At 69.1% G+C, this 13,988-nt stretch carries 12 protein-coding genes; 7 read left to right on the top strand and 5 right to left on the bottom strand.

The features are described from left to right. The first annotated feature begins 139 nt into the window (after positions 1–139). The 5 genes from glyQ to F3J18_RS20165 are packed head-to-tail and all read left to right on the top strand — an operon-like array spanning position 140 to position 5,586. Complete coding sequence (glyQ, locus tag F3J18_RS20185) at positions 140–1,147, top strand: glycine--tRNA ligase subunit alpha (protein ID WP_017921059.1); 1,008 nt, start codon at positions 140–142, stop codon at positions 1,145–1,147. A gap of 16 nt (positions 1,148–1,163) precedes the next feature. After that, complete coding sequence (glyS, locus tag F3J18_RS20180; protein WP_166913835.1) at positions 1,164–3,263, top strand: glycine--tRNA ligase subunit beta; 2,100 nt, start codon at positions 1,164–1,166, stop codon at positions 3,261–3,263. A 40-nt stretch (positions 3,264–3,303) separates the two neighbouring features. Then, on the top strand, positions 3,304–3,867 hold the full coding sequence (gmhB, locus tag F3J18_RS20175) for a D-glycero-beta-D-manno-heptose 1,7-bisphosphate 7-phosphatase (protein ID WP_013699333.1): 564 nt from the start codon (positions 3,304–3,306) through the stop codon (positions 3,865–3,867). Positions 3,868–3,915: 48 nt separating this feature from the next. Continuing rightward, a complete protein-coding gene (locus F3J18_RS20170) occupies positions 3,916–4,695 on the top strand; it encodes a lysophospholipid acyltransferase family protein (RefSeq protein ID WP_166913833.1) in 780 nt (259 codons plus the stop codon). A gap of 45 nt (positions 4,696–4,740) precedes the next feature. Then, on the top strand, positions 4,741–5,586 hold the full coding sequence (locus tag F3J18_RS20165) for a SprT family zinc-dependent metalloprotease (RefSeq protein WP_166913832.1): 846 nt from the start codon (positions 4,741–4,743) through the stop codon (positions 5,584–5,586). A 119-nt stretch (positions 5,587–5,705) separates the two neighbouring features. On the opposite strand, the gene gloA is transcribed toward F3J18_RS20165, so the two are convergent. The 5 genes from gloA to F3J18_RS20140 all read right to left on the bottom strand — a co-directional run bounded on the left by gloA (position 5,706) and on the right by F3J18_RS20140 (position 11,871). Further along, positions 5,706–6,098, bottom strand: coding sequence for a lactoylglutathione lyase (gene gloA, locus F3J18_RS20160; protein WP_047836973.1), 393 nt, complete (start codon positions 6,096–6,098; stop codon positions 5,706–5,708). A 124-nt stretch (positions 6,099–6,222) separates the two neighbouring features. Beyond that, positions 6,223–7,050 (bottom strand): 16S rRNA (adenine(1518)-N(6)/adenine(1519)-N(6))-dimethyltransferase RsmA, encoded by an 828-nt coding sequence (rsmA, locus tag F3J18_RS20155; protein ID WP_017921056.1) that lies wholly within the window; start codon positions 7,048–7,050, stop codon positions 6,223–6,225. A 36-nt stretch (positions 7,051–7,086) separates the two neighbouring features. After that, entirely contained in the window at positions 7,087–8,088 is a 1,002-nt protein-coding gene (gene pdxA, locus F3J18_RS20150; protein ID WP_025096888.1) for a 4-hydroxythreonine-4-phosphate dehydrogenase PdxA, read from the bottom strand. Between the two features lie 11 nt (positions 8,089–8,099). Then, the gene (locus tag F3J18_RS20145; RefSeq protein WP_025096887.1) at positions 8,100–9,455 is read right to left on the bottom strand and encodes a peptidylprolyl isomerase; all 1,356 of its coding nucleotides are present in this window, start codon (positions 9,453–9,455) and stop codon (positions 8,100–8,102) included. A gap of 55 nt (positions 9,456–9,510) precedes the next feature. Next, on the bottom strand, positions 9,511–11,871 hold the full coding sequence (locus tag F3J18_RS20140; RefSeq protein ID WP_025096886.1) for an LPS-assembly protein LptD: 2,361 nt from the start codon (positions 11,869–11,871) through the stop codon (positions 9,511–9,513). A gap of 232 nt (positions 11,872–12,103) precedes the next feature. Between F3J18_RS20140 and F3J18_RS20135 the strand changes: the two genes are divergently transcribed. Both F3J18_RS20135 and murU read left to right on the top strand, forming a co-directional pair. Continuing rightward, positions 12,104–13,165 (top strand): phosphotransferase, encoded by a 1,062-nt coding sequence (locus F3J18_RS20135; RefSeq protein WP_166913830.1) that lies wholly within the window; start codon positions 12,104–12,106, stop codon positions 13,163–13,165. 74 nt (positions 13,166–13,239) lie between these two features. Continuing rightward, positions 13,240–13,977 carry an N-acetylmuramate alpha-1-phosphate uridylyltransferase MurU gene (gene murU / locus F3J18_RS20130; protein ID WP_166913848.1) on the top strand — a complete coding sequence of 246 codons (738 nt, stop codon included), beginning with the start codon at positions 13,240–13,242 and terminating at the stop codon, positions 13,975–13,977. Positions 13,978–13,988: the final 11 nt, after the last annotated feature.

Below are 13,988 nucleotides of genomic sequence, written 5' to 3'. Positions count from 1 at the left end.
TTCCGGCCGCAGTGTCGCGCCGATCCGGTAAAATTACGCGTTTTACGCCCAGCCAAGCCGCGCGCCGGACTGGCGCACCGGTCGAGCCCGCTCGCGCCGGCGCCCGATTCGCAGCCCGCAGCGCCCACGAAGGCCCCTCATGCTCACGTTTCAGCAAATCATCCTGACGCTCCAGTCCTACTGGGACAAGCAGGGCTGTGCCCTGCTCCAGCCGATCGACATGGAAGTCGGCGCAGGCACCTCGCACGTCCACACCTTCCTGCGCGCGATCGGCCCCGAGCCGTGGCGCGCGGCCTACGTGCAGCCCTCGCGCCGCCCGAAGGACGGCCGCTACGGCGAGAACCCGAACCGCCTGCAGCACTACTACCAGTACCAGGTGGTGATGAAGCCGGCGCCGGAGAACATCCTCGACCTGTACCTCGGCTCGCTGGAAGCGCTCGGCTTCGACCTCAAGCAGAACGACGTGCGCTTCGTCGAGGACGATTGGGAAAACCCGACGCTGGGCGCCTGGGGCCTGGGCTGGGAAGTCTGGCTCAACGGCATGGAAGTCACCCAGTTCACCTACTTCCAGCAGGCCGGCGGCCTGGACTGCAAGCCGGTGCTGGGCGAGATCACCTACGGGCTGGAACGGCTGGCGATGTACCTGCAGAAGGTCGAGAACGTCTACGACCTGGTCTGGACCGAGTGGGAGGAACTGGGCCCGAACGGCCCCGAGATCCGCCGCCTCAGCTACGGCGACGTCTACCACCAGAACGAGGTCGAGCAGTCGACCTACAACTTCGAGCACGCCAACGTCGAGCTGCTGTTCGGCTTCTTCAACAGCTACGAGTCGGAAGCGAAGCGCATGATCGAGGCGAAGCTCGCCCTGCCCGCCTACGAACTGGTGCTGAAGGCCGGCCACACCTTCAACCTGCTCGATGCGCGCGGCGCGATCTCGGTCACCGAGCGCGCGGCCTACATCGGCCGGATTCGCGCGCTGTCGCGCCTGGTCGCGCAGTCCTACTACGAATCGCGCGAGGCGCTCGGCTTCCCGATGATCGGCAACCCGGTGCGCGGCGTACCGGGCCTCACCACCGACGCGCAGGACGCGGCCCAGCCCGGCTGGGTGCCGCCCCTCAAGGCCGAACGCAAGATCGATCAGGACTGACGAGATTCCCCCCATCATGACGCACACCCATACCGCTCCCCTGCTGGTCGAACTGCTGACCGAGGAACTGCCGCCCAAGGCGCTCGCGCGTCTCGGCGACGCCTTCGCCGAAGGCCTGGCCCAGCGCCTCGCCGCGCGCGACCTGATCGACGGCGAAGCCGTGTTCGAACGCTTCGCCACGCCGCGCCGCCTGGCGGTGCTGATCCTCAACGTGCGCGCCGTCGCGCCGGAGCGCCAGGTCCGCGAGAAAGTGCTGCCGGTGTCGGTCGCGCTCGACGCGAACGGCAACCCGACGCCGCCGCTGGCCAAGAAGCTGGCCGCGCTCGGTCGCCCCGAGCTGGGCATCGCCGATCTCGAGCGCGCCCAGGACGGCAAGGCCGAGGCCTTCTTCCTGAACTACTCGGCGCCGGGTGCCACGCTCGCCGACGGCCTGCAGGCCGCGCTCAAGGAAACGCTCGACAAGCTGCCGATCCCCAAGGTGATGACCTACCAGCGCCCCGACGGCAGCGACGTGCAGTTCGTGCGCCCGGTGCATCGCCTCACGGTGCTGCACGACACGGACGTGGTGCCGGTCTCCGCGTTCGGCATCGATGCCGGCGACACCACGCTCGGCCACCGCTTCCTGTCGAGCGGCGCGGTCGCGATCGGCTCGGCCGCCGGCTACGCCGAGACGCTGCGCGAACGCGGCCGCGTGATCGCGCACTTCGTCGACCGCAAGGAACAGATCCGCACCGCGCTGGCCGAGCAGGCCGGCGGCGACACGGTGGTGATGCCCGAGGCCCTGCTCGACGAGGTCACCTCGCTGGTCGAATGGCCGGTGGTCTATGCCTGCCGCTTCGAGGACGAGTTCCTGCAGGTGCCGCAGGAATGCCTGATCCTGACCATGCAGACCAACCAGAAGTACTTCGCGCTGACCGACGCGGCCGGCAAGCTGCGCTCGCGCTTCCTGATCGTCTCGAACATCGAGACGGCCACGCCGGTGGAGATCGTCGAGGGCAACGAGCGCGTGGTGCGCCCGCGCCTGGCCGATGCCAAGTTCTTCTTCGAGACCGACAAGAAGACGCGCCTGGCCGATCGCGTGCCGCGCCTGGCCAACGTGGTCTATCACAACAAGCTGGGCTCGCAGCTCGCGCGCGTCGAGCGCATCGAGGCGATCGCGGCCGGCATCGCGCCGGCGATCGGCGCCGACCCGGCGCTGGCGCAACGCGCCGCACGCCTGGCCAAGGCCGACTTGCTGACCGACATGGTCGGCGAGTTCCCCGAGCTGCAGGGCACCATGGGCACCTACTACGCGCGCCACGACGGCGAGCCGGAAGAGGTCGCGGTCGCCTGCACCGAGCACTACCAGCCGCGCTTCTCGGGCGACACGCTGCCCGAGGCCGCCGTCAGCACCGCGGTGGCGCTGGCCGACAAGCTCGAGACCCTGGTCGGCATCTGGGGCATCGGCCTCGCGCCGACCGGCGAGAAGGACCCGTTCGCGCTGCGCCGTCACGCGCTGGGCGTGCTGCGCCTGCTGCTCGAGAAGCAGCTGCCGCTCGATATCGTCGAGCTGCTGCGCGCCGCCCAGGCGAGCTTCGCCGGCATCGCCGGGGTGGCCGATTCGACCGACGCGATCTTCGCCTTCTTCCTCGATCGCCTGCGCGGCCTGCTGCGCGAGCGCGGCTACAGCGCCGGCGAGATCGACGCGGTGCTGGGCCTCGAGCCGACCCGCATCGACGAGCTGATCGCGCGCCTGGACGCGGTGCGCGAGTTTACGCGCCTGGCCGAGGCCGAGGCGCTGGCGGCCGCCAACAAGCGGATCTCGAACATCCTGAAGAAGTCGGAAGGCGCCGCGCCCGGCGCGATCCAGCCGGCGCTGCTGGCCGAGCCGGCCGAGCAGGCGCTGGCCGCGCAGCTGGCCGAGGTCGCGCCGCGCGTGCAGTCGCAGCTCGCCGCGCGCGACTACACCGGCGCGCTGTCGGCGCTGGCCGCGCTGCGCGCGCCGGTCGACACCTTCTTCAACGACGTGATGGTCAATGCCGAGGATCCGGCGCTGCGTGCCAACCGGCTCGCCTTGCTGTCGGCGCTGCACCAGCAGATGAACTGCGTCGCCGACATCTCGAAGCTGGCCGCCTGAGCGGCCCATCGTCACGCCACGCGCTGCCAGGAGATACGCCATGCCGACGGGTGCCAACCGCAAGCTCGTCGTCCTCGATCGGGACGGCGTCATCAACGTCGATTCGGACGCCTTCATCAAGACGCCCGACGAATGGATCGCGCTGCCCGGCAGCCTCGAGGCGATCGCGCGGCTCAACCACGCGGGCTACCGCGTGGTGGTCGCGACCAACCAGTCGGGGATCGGGCGCGGCCTGTTCGACATGGCCGCGCTCAACGCCATGCACCTGAAGATGCACAAGGCGGCCGCCGCGGTCGGCGCACGCATCGACGCGGTGTTCTACTGCCCGCACACGGCCAGCGACAACTGCGATTGCCGCAAGCCGAAGCCGGGCATGATGACCATGATCACGCAGCGCTTCGAGATCGAGCCGGACCAGACGCCGATCGTCGGCGACGCGCTGCGCGACCTGCAGGCCGGCGTCGCGGTGGGCTTCCGCCCGCACCTGGTGCTCACCGGCAAGGGCCGCAAGACGCTCGCGGCCGGCAAGCTGCCCGAAGGCACGCGCGTGCACGACGACCTGCGCGCCTTCGCGCTCGATTTTCTGTCCCAGCCACAGGACTGACGCCGCCCTCGCCGCGCGCGCCTTCCGTCAACGCCCGAGCCCACGCCGATGCTTTTCCTCCGTTCGCTGCTGCTACTCGTCTATTTCGTGCTCTACACGGTGCCCTACGCGACCGCCTGCTTCATCGCGTTCCCGTTCATGCGCCCGCATGCGCGCTACTGGATGGCGGCCGGCTGGTGCCGCTCGACGCTCGCCGTGGTGCGCGTGCTCAACGGCATCGACTACCGCATCGAGGGCATGGAGAACCTGCCCGACGGCCCCGCCGTGCTGCTCTCCAAGCACCAGTCGGCCTGGGAGACGCTGGCCTTCCCGGCCCTGATGCCGCGTCCGCTCTGCTACGTGTTCAAGCGCGAGCTGCTCTACGTGCCCTTCTTCGGCTGGGCGCTGGGCCTGCTGCACATGGTCAACATCAATCGCAAGGAAGGGAAGAACGCCTTCGACTCGGTGATCCGCCAGGGCAAGAGCCGCCTCGCCGACGGCGCCTGGGTGATCATGTTCCCCGAGGGCACGCGCACCCCGACCGGGCGCCAGGGCAAGTACAAGACGGGCGGCGCGCGCTTCGCGGTGGGCGCCGGCGTGCCGGTGGTGCCGATCGCCCATAACGCGGGCCGCGTCTGGCCGCGCAATTCGTTCAACAAGTATCCGGGTATAGTCACGGTGTCGATCGGCAAGCCGATCGATTCGCGCGGCCTCACGCCGGACGAGCTGAACCTTCGCGTCGAGCAGTGGATCGAAACGGAAATGCGCCGCATCGATCCGGATGCCTACCGCCACGAAAACGGCGACGCGAACGGCGACGCCCGATCGGCCGGCGCCGCACGACTCTGATCCAAGGTTTCATTCATATTGCGCAACGCCCAACGAAGCGATCTGATGCCCAAGCGTCCCAGGCCACGGCCCGCCGTCGTCGCACTCGATCATCACCAGCTCGATCTGCCGCTGTTCGACGGACCGCTCGCGCCCGCGCCTCCCGCTTCGCTCTCGCCCGAGCGCGACCGCTCGCTGCGCAAGCTGACGCTGGACGGGCGCGTGCTCGAATACCGGCTCAAGCGCTCGGCGCGGCGCACCATCGGCTTCGCGATCGACGGCAGCGGCCTGTCGATCACGGCGCCGCGCTGGGTCACGCTCACCGACATCGAGGCGGCGATCGCCGAGAAGCGCCGCTGGATCTTCGCCAAGCTGGCCGAGTGGCAGACCCGCATCGAGCAGCGCGCGCTGCCGCAGATCGACTGGAAGGACGGCGCGCAGATTCCCTATCTCGGCAAGCCGGTGGCGATCACCATCGCCTCGGCCGACGGCACGCTGGCCTATGACGCCGAGCGCGCCGTGCTGGCGCTGGGCCTGCCCGCGCATGCCGACGCCCAGCAGATCAAGGATCGCGTGCAGGGCTGGCTGCAGGGCGAGGCCAAGCGCATCTTCGGCGAGCGCCTGCCGGTTTATGCACAGAAGCTCGGCGTGAGCTACCGTGCCTATGCGCTGTCCTCGGCCTCGACGCGCTGGGGCAGTTGCTCCAGCGACGGCAAGATCCGCCTGAACTGGCGCCTGGTGCACTTCCCGATGTCGATCGTCGACTACGTGGTCGCGCACGAGCTCGCGCACCTGCGCGAGATGAACCACAGCCCCGCGTTCTGGCAGACCGTCGAATCGATCTTTCCCGAATTCCGCGAGGCGCGGCACACGCTCAAGCATCATCCGCCCGAGCTATTGCCGGCGCTCTGAACGCGCCCCGCCCGTTTTCCGGCTGCCATGCAAAACGGCGCTCCGCATGAAGCGGAGCGCCGTTTTTTCATGGCCTTTCAAGGCCGGCGGCAGCGGGCGCGAGGCACCCGCCCGATGGTTCAGTGCTGCGTCTTGCGCTGGATGAACTCGATCTTGTAGCCGTCCGGATCCTCGACGAAGGCGATCACGGTGGTGCCGTGCTTCATCGGGCCGGCCTCGCGCGTGACCTTGCCGCCCTGGGCCTTGATCCGGTCGCAGGCCGCGTAGGCATCGTCGACCTCGATCGCGAGGTGGCCGAAACCGTTGCCGAGTTCGTAGGACGGCGTATCCCAGTTGTGGGTCAGCTCGATCACCGTGCCCGCGCTTTCTTCCTCGTAACCGACGAAGGCGAGCGTGAACTTGCCTTCCGGGTAGTCGTTGCGGCGCAGCAGCTTCATCCCGAGCAGCTCGGTGTAGAACTGGATCGAGCGGTCGAGATCGCCGACGCGCAGCATCGTGTGCAGCATTCGCATGGGGGGACTCCGTGGGGAACAGTCTTCTGGGAACGGCCGAATTTACCAGACGCAGCGAATTTTCGCCGGGCGCAAATCGAACGGCTTACAGACGCCCTTCGGCCGCGCCCGCCGTCGACAAGCCTCAGCCGGCCGGGCGCGCCGCCGACACCGCCTGGGCCAGGCCCACGTATTCGTCGACCCCGACATCCTCGGCGCGGCGCGCCAGGTCGAAGCCGAGCGCATCGAAATCGATCGCGTCGCGATAGGCGCCGAGCGTGTTGCGCAGCATCTTGCGGCGCTGCGAGAAGGCGGCCGTGACCACCTCGCCGAGCACCGCGACATCGACCGCGGCCAGCTCGTGCGGCGCGTAGGGAATCATCCGCACGATCGCCGAATCGACCTTCGGCGGCGGCTGGAAGGATTCGGGCGGCACGTCGATCAGCTTGTCCATCACGTAGCGGTACTGCAGCATCACCGACAGGCGGCTGAAGGCCTTGCTGCCCGGCTCGGCCACCATCCGCTCGACCACCTCGTTCTGCAGCATGAAGTGCTGGTCGACCACGCGCTCGGCGAAGTCCATCAGGTGGAACAGCAGCGGGCTGGAGATGTTGTAGGGCAGGTTGCCGATGATGCGCAGCGAGGGCTTGTCGCCGGGCAGCGCCAGCGAGCCGAAGTCGAAGGCGAGCGCGTCGCCCGCGTGCAGTTCGAGCCGCTCGCCGAAGCGCTGCTTGAGGCGGCCGATCAGGTCGCGGTCGAGCTCGACCGCGTGCAGCGGCGATTCCGGCGTGGCCAGGCGCTCGATCACGGGGCCCGTCAACGCGCCGAGGCCCGGCCCGATCTCGACCATGCGCTCGCCGCGCTCGGGGCGAATCGCATTGACGATCGAATCGATCACGCCGAGATCGACGAGAAAATTCTGCCCGAAGCGCTTGCGCGCGAAGTGTCCCTGGTGCTGTCTGCTGTTCGACATCGAATCCGGAAAAACGAAAAAAGGCGGACCGGGAATTCAGTCCGCGCGTGCCTGGAGGCGGTGGCGCGCCATCGCGACGGCGGTATCGAGCGCCGCGATCATGCTGCCGCAATCGGCGCGGCCGGAACCGGCCAGGTCGAGCGCCGTGCCATGGTCGACCGAGGTGCGCACGATCGGCAGGCCGAGCGTGACATTGATGCCCTCGCCGAAGGTGGCGTACTTGAGGACCGGCAGGCCCTGGTCATGGAACATCGCGAGCACGCAGTCGGCCTGCTCGAGATAACGCGGCTGGAACAGCGTGTCGGCCGGATAGGGGCCGCGCGCGTCGATGCCGGCCTGCTGCGCGCGCGCCAGCGCCGGCGAGATCACGTCGATTTCCTCGCGGCCCAGGTAGCCGTTCTCGCCCGCGTGCGGATTGAGCCCGGTGACCAGGATGCGCGGCGCGGCGAGGCCGAAATGGCGGCGCAGGTCGCCGTCGACGATGCTCAGCGTCTCGACCAGCCCCTCGATCGAGAGCGCGGCGGAAACGTCTCTGAGCGGCAGGTGCGTGGTGGCCAGCGCGACGCGCAAGGGCCGCTCGCCGGTGCCCGCCAGCATCATCACCACGCGCGGCGTGGCGGTGCGCTCGGCCAGGTATTCGGTATGGCCGGTGAAGGGCACGCCGGCGTCGTTGATGGTGCTCTTCTGCAGCGGCGCGGTGACGATCGCGTCGTAGTCGCCCGCCAGCGCGCCGTCGATCGCCGCATCGAGCAGGCCCAGCACGTAAAGGCCGTTGGCGGCATCGAGCCGGCCCGCTCGCGCAGGTACCGCGAGCGGCCGATGCGCGAAGCTCACGCGGCCATCGGCGCCGAGCCGCTCGGCATCCACGCCGACCGCCGCCGCGCGCTCGGCGAACAGCGCCGCGTCGCACAATACCTCGAAGCGCGCATCCGGCCAGCGATCGCCCGCCTGGGCCAGCGCGCGCGCGCTCAGCTCCGGGCCGACCCCGGCCGGCTCGCCGGTCGTGATCGCGATGCGCAGGGGCTGGGCGGCTCGCATGACGGCGGGGCTCAGGGTTGCGGCTGGCCGATCTTGATCTGCACGTAAGACGAATCGCGCAGCTCGCGCAGCCAGTCGGCATAGGCCTGCTCGGCCTTGCGCTGGCCGATCGCCTGGCGTGCGATGTCCATCTGCTTCTGCACCGAGCCTTCCGCGTCGCGGCGGCCCAGCACCTGGATCAGGTGGTAGCCGTATTCGGTGCGCACCGGCTGGCTGATCTGGCCGTCCTGCAGCTGGCTCATGGCGCGCTCGAATTCCGGCACCGTCTCGCCCGGGCTGATCCAGCCGAGATCGCCGCCCTGCGAGGCCGAGCCGTCCTGCGAATAGGTGCGCGCGAAGTTGGCGAAATCGCCGCCCGCCTCGACCTGGTTGCGGATGTCGACCAACTGCTGGCGAGCCTGCGATTCGGACTTGCCTTCACCCACGCGCAGCAGGATGTGGCGCACGTGCGTCTGCACGATCTTGGGCGAGGCGCCCGCGGTGCCCGAGGCCGGGCGGCGGTCGACCAGACGCACGATCTCGAAGCCGTCCGGCACGCGGATCAGGTTCGGGCTGACCTGGCCCGGGCGCAGTTGCGAGACCGCCTGCACCACGTCGGCCGGCAGCGAGCCCGGCGCCTTGAAGCCGAGATCGCCGCCGGTCTTGGCGTCCTTCGCCTCCGAGGAATTCCTGGCGAGCTTCTCGAAATCGGCACCGGAAGCCAGCGCCTGCTTGAGCAGGCCGTCGGCCTTCTTCTGCGCGGTGTCGATCTGGTCCTGCGGCGCGTTCTGCGGCGCGGCCACGAAGATGTGCTCGAGCCGCACGTCCTGCTGCGAACCCGAGTTCGGGCCGCGCTGGCTGGCGATGTAGCTGGCCACCTCGGCGTCGGTCACGGTGATCTTGCTGTCGACTTCCTTCTCGCGCAGGCGCGAGAGGATCAGCTCGTTGCGCGCGTCGCCGGAGAAGGTGCTCCAGGGCACGCCGAGCGCCTCGAGCTGGGCGCGGTACTGGTCGACCGTCATGCCGTTGGCGGCGGCCAGGCGCTGCAGCGTGCTCTGCACGGTGGCGTCGCTGACCTCGATCCCGTCGTCCTTGGCCTTCTGCAGCTGGATCCGCTCGACCACCATCTGGTTGAGCACCTGCGAGCGCAGTTCCTCGGGCGGCGGCACCGGCACCTTCTGCTGCTGCAGCCGGCGCGAGATCAGGCCGACCCGCTGGTCGAGCTCGCGTGCCGTGATCACGCCGTTGTTGACGACCGCCACGACCTCGTCGGCCAGCGTCGCGCCGCTCGAACCGAGCGCCTGCGCGGCCGCCGGCGTGACGGACAGCAGCGACATGACGGCCGCGAGGCCCGACACGATTGCTGCGAAGCGAAGGGATTTCTTCATTGCCACAAAGACTCCATTGAAAGCTGGCTGGGCCGGCGCCGCGTCAGGGCGAAAGTTAGTCATAGTTGCTGAATCGGGCCTGCGGCGGCGGGGCCGGCGGCAGCGGCGTGTAGCCGGGGACACCGCCCTTGAAGGCGGCCACCAGGCCGTTGTCGATGTTCGACAGTCCCTTCAGGGTCAGCTGCGCCATGAAGCGCGTGGCCGAGCTCTGCTGACCGGAAAGGTTCACGCCGTTGGCGGTGCGCTGCACGCCCACGCCCACTGCCCAGCAGTCGGCATCGTACTGGAAGCCGAGTAGACCGTCGACCACGCGCTTGCCGGCCAGGTCGTAGTTGAAGCGGCCGACCGCGTAGAGATGCTGGGTCAGCGGCCACTGGCCGGAAACCAGGATCTGGTTGATCGGCTCGTTGACCAGGGTCGAGGCGTTGGCCCGCGTGTAACGATAGGCGACGTTGAGCACGCGCCGCTCGCCCGGGCTGTAGCCGAAGCCGATGCTCGACTTCACCAGCTGGTTGTTGTCGGCGTTGTACTGGAACGCCGTCTCCGACGCGAAGCCGGCGCCGAGCTTGAGCGAGGCGCCGACGATCAGGTCCGAGTGACGCGCCTGGGTCGGCGCCTGGGTCGGGTCGAGCGTGACGCGCTGGTCGGTGAAGTAGTACTGCTGCGCGATCACGAAGCGCGCGCGCTCGTCGCCGGTGGCGGCGTCCAGGAAACGCGTGGTGAGCGCCGCGGTCAGGCGGTTCTCGTCCGAGATCCGGTCGTTGCCGACGAAGGTGTTGGTGGTGAAGATCTCGGCCAGCCCGAAATCCGATTCGGCCGTGTCGAACAGCGGCGCGTCGAGCTGGTTGCGGTACGGCGTGTAGACGTAGTAGAGCCTCGGCTCCAGCGTCTGGATGAAGTCCTGCCCGAACAGGCGCACCGAGCGGTCGAACACCAGCCCGGTGTCGAACGACAGCGTCGGGATCGAGTAGGTGAAGCGCTTCGGCTGGCCCGGGACACCGCCCGTGGTGTTGGTCAGGTCGTACGAGGCGAGGTGCAGCTGCGCCTTCGGCACGATGAAGTAGCCCGGACCATAGACCCCGTACGAGACGTACGGGTTGAACATCACGCGGTCGCCTTCGGGCTGGTCCGCCGTGGTGATCTTGAAGCGCGTGTAGTCGGCCTCGGCGCCGAAGTCGAAGCCGCCGACGTTGTACTTCGCGTACTTCACGTTCAACTGCGGCTCGCGGCCGTAAGGCGCGACGGTCGGCTGCAGCGTCTGCCAGTGCTGGTAGCGCGTGAGGATCGACCAGGGACCGTTGTAGTAGGTCAGGCCGGCTTCCTGCTGGTACAGCGTCTGGGTGCCGTTGGCGAACTGGTTGGTCGAACCGAGATCGCCCGGATAGGCCTGGTCCGATACCTTGTTGTAGTAGACGTAGCCGCCGAAGCCGTTGCCGAAGTTCTGCTGGTGCTGCAGGTAGATCGCGTAGCGATCACGATGCGCGACCCGGTCGTCGGGCAGGAATTCGCCGGTGATGCCGCCCGAGTAGGTCGGCGACAGGTAGCGATATTCGGCCCGCGTGAACACGCCGCGCTTGGAGATGATTTCCGGCGTCAGCGTCAGGTCGCGGTTCGGCGCGATGTTGAAGTAGTAAGGCACCGCCAGCTCGAAACCATTGGTCGAGCTCAGCGAGAAGGTCGGCGGCAGGAAACCGCTGCGCCGCTCGCCCGACAGCGGGAAGGTCAGCCAGGGGCTCGCGAAGATCGGCACGCCCTGGAAGAACAGCGTGCCGTTGCGCGCCACGCCCTCGTCGGCGCCGGTGTCGAACTCGAAGCGGCTGCCCTTGATGTACCAGGCCGGGTTCGCGCACTGGCAGGCCGAGTAGGTCGCATCGGTCATCACCGAGCGCTCGCTGTCGAGCAACTCCGCCTGCTGCGCGCTGCCCGCGCCGCCGGTAGCCGTGAAGCGGTACTTCGGGGTGGCCATCGTGCCCTGGTTCGCCTCGACCTTCAGGTGCGCTTCCGGGCCGTAGAAGGTCGAGCCGTTGCCCGACACCGTGACCTTGCCATAGGCATCGGCCATGTCGGTGTCCTGATCGTAGTGCAGCGCATCGGCCTTGACGATGGTGGTGCCGCGCCTCAACTCCGCCGAACCCTTGGCGGCCAGGTCCTGATCGGTGGTGCCGCTGGTGTGGTCGGCCAGCACGAAACCGGCCGGCTTCGAGCCGGGACGCAGCGGATGCTCCTCGAGCTGGGGCGCCAGACGCAGGTCCCACGGCGACGCTCCGAGCGGCTGCGGATCCGCGGCCGCGCCCGCGAGCTGCGCCTGGGCGACCGCGGGCACGAAGCCGGGGACGGCGAGCAGGGCGACCGCGAGGCGCCGCTTGCGCATCGCGGGCTCGCGGGATACGAGCGGGAAAATCAGTTTAGGCGGCATCGATATCGGGCGAATCGGCCCCGTCAGGCCCCGGCGTTCGCGCATCGCGGACCACGCAATCGAGCCGTGACGGCGACGGGGCGCACACGAGCCAAGGCGATCGGCGGGAGCAACGAGGGGCCGCAGGCGCGCTGCGAACCCGCGACCGGCGGGGATTGACACGGGACGCGTCAAAAAAGTCGTGGGGTATTATATGGCAAGACGTTCCCCCCTCCCCCGAGTTTCCGTTTCGATGACGCCCCCTTCCCCCGCCCAGTCTCCCGCTCCCGCCGCCGACAGCCGCCTCGATCAACTGCGCGCCTGGCTGGCGACGCACGCGGACCGCCATGCGCTGGCGCTCGACACGCTCGCCCCGGCCTCGGCCGACGCCAGCTTCCGGCGCTATTTCCGGCTCGCGAGCGGCACCGAGCCCGGCGGCACGGCGATCGCGGTGGATGCGCCGCCGCCCGAGAAATGCCGCGAGTTCGTGCAGATCGCCGGGCTGCTCGCGGCCGCCGGCCTGCATGCGCCGCGGGTGCTCGAAACCGACCTGGAAGCGGGCTTCATGCTGGTTTCCGACCTCGGCACCGCCACCTACATCGGCGCGCTCGACCCGGCCGACACGGCCGCCGCGAAGCCCTTGCTGCGGGCCGCCATCGATGCGCTGGTGCGCTGGCAGCTCAGCTCGCGCGAAGGCGTGCTGCCCGTCTTCGACGAGGCCTTCCTGCGCCGCGAGATGGAGCTGATGCCCGAGTGGTATGTCGGCCGCCACCTGGGCAGGACGCTCGACGAGCGCCAGCGTGGCGTGCTCGACCGGACCTTCGCCCTGCTGGTGGCGAACTCGCTGTCGCAGCCCCATGGCTATATGCTGCGTGACTTCATGCCGCGCAACCTGATGATCTGCGAGCCGAATCCCGGCGTGCTGGACTTCCAGGACGCGGTCTGGGGGCCGCTCGCCTACGATGTCGTCTCGCTGCTGCGCGATGCCTTCATCAGTTGGGACGAGGAGTTCGAGCTCGACTGCTTCGTCTATTACTGGGAGCAGGCCAGGAAGGCCGGCCTGCCGGTCGACGCCGATTTCGGCGAGTTCTACCGCCAGCTCGAATGGACCGGCCTGCAGCGCCATATCAAGGTGCTCGGGCTGTTCCCGCGCATCCACTACCGGGACGGCAAGCCGCGTTACCTCGACGACCTGCCGCGCTTCCTCGCCTACGCGCGCAAGGTGGCGCAGCGCTACCGGCCGCTCGCGCCGTTCGCGAACCTGCTCGACGAACTCGAGGGACAGTCGTCCGTCGAGATCGGCTACACGTTCTGAACGCGGGGCCGCAGCCCGACAAGCCTTACCTCGCCCTACCCGTCATTACCCGACCTTATCCGCCCTTGCCCGACATGACCGCCGTGCTCGATACCGCGATGATCTTTGCCGCCGGACGCGGCGAACGGATGCGCCCGCTCACCGACCTGCGGCCCAAACCCCTGCTCGAGGTCGGTGGCAAGCCGCTGATCGTCTGGCAGATCGAAAGGCTGGCCGCGGCCGGCTTCGAGCGCATCGTGATCAACCATGCCTGGCTGGGCGAGCAGATCGAGGCCGCGCTCGGCGACGGCTCGCGCTGGGGCGTGCAGTTGCGCTACTCGCCCGAGGGCGAGGCGCTGGAGACGGCCGGCGGCATCGCCCAGGCGCTGCCGCTGCTGGCCGGCGAGGACGCGCCCGGCGGCGCGCGCTCGCCGGTGTTCGTGGCGGTCAGCGGCGACGTGTTCTGCGAATTCGACTACGCCTCGCTGCGCGAGCGCGCCGCCGCGATGGCCGCGCAAGCGACACCCGGCATGCACCTGGTGATGGTGCCGAACCCGCCCTTCCATCCCGCCGGCGATTTCGCGCTGGAAGACGACGGGCGGCTCGCGCTCGACGGCGCGGCGGCGCGCTTCACCTTCGGCAATATCGGCCTGTACGACCTGCGCATGTTCGCCGACCTGCCGCGCGGCACGCGCCGCGCGCTGACGCCCTACTACCGCGACACGATCGCGGCGGGGCATGCCAGCGGCGAGCTGTACGAGGGTATCTGGGAGAACGTCGGCACGCCGGCCCAGCTCGGCGCGCTCGACGCCAGGCTGCGCGGCCGCCGGTAGGCACCGGCGGC

Source organism: Burkholderia sp. Ax-1720, from assembly GCF_011753035.1.
GTDB lineage: Bacteria > Pseudomonadota > Gammaproteobacteria > Burkholderiales > Burkholderiaceae > Burkholderia > Burkholderia gladioli.
The sequence above is the reverse complement of the archived record's forward strand: the minus strand, read 5'-3'. Positions and strand labels throughout refer to the sequence as shown.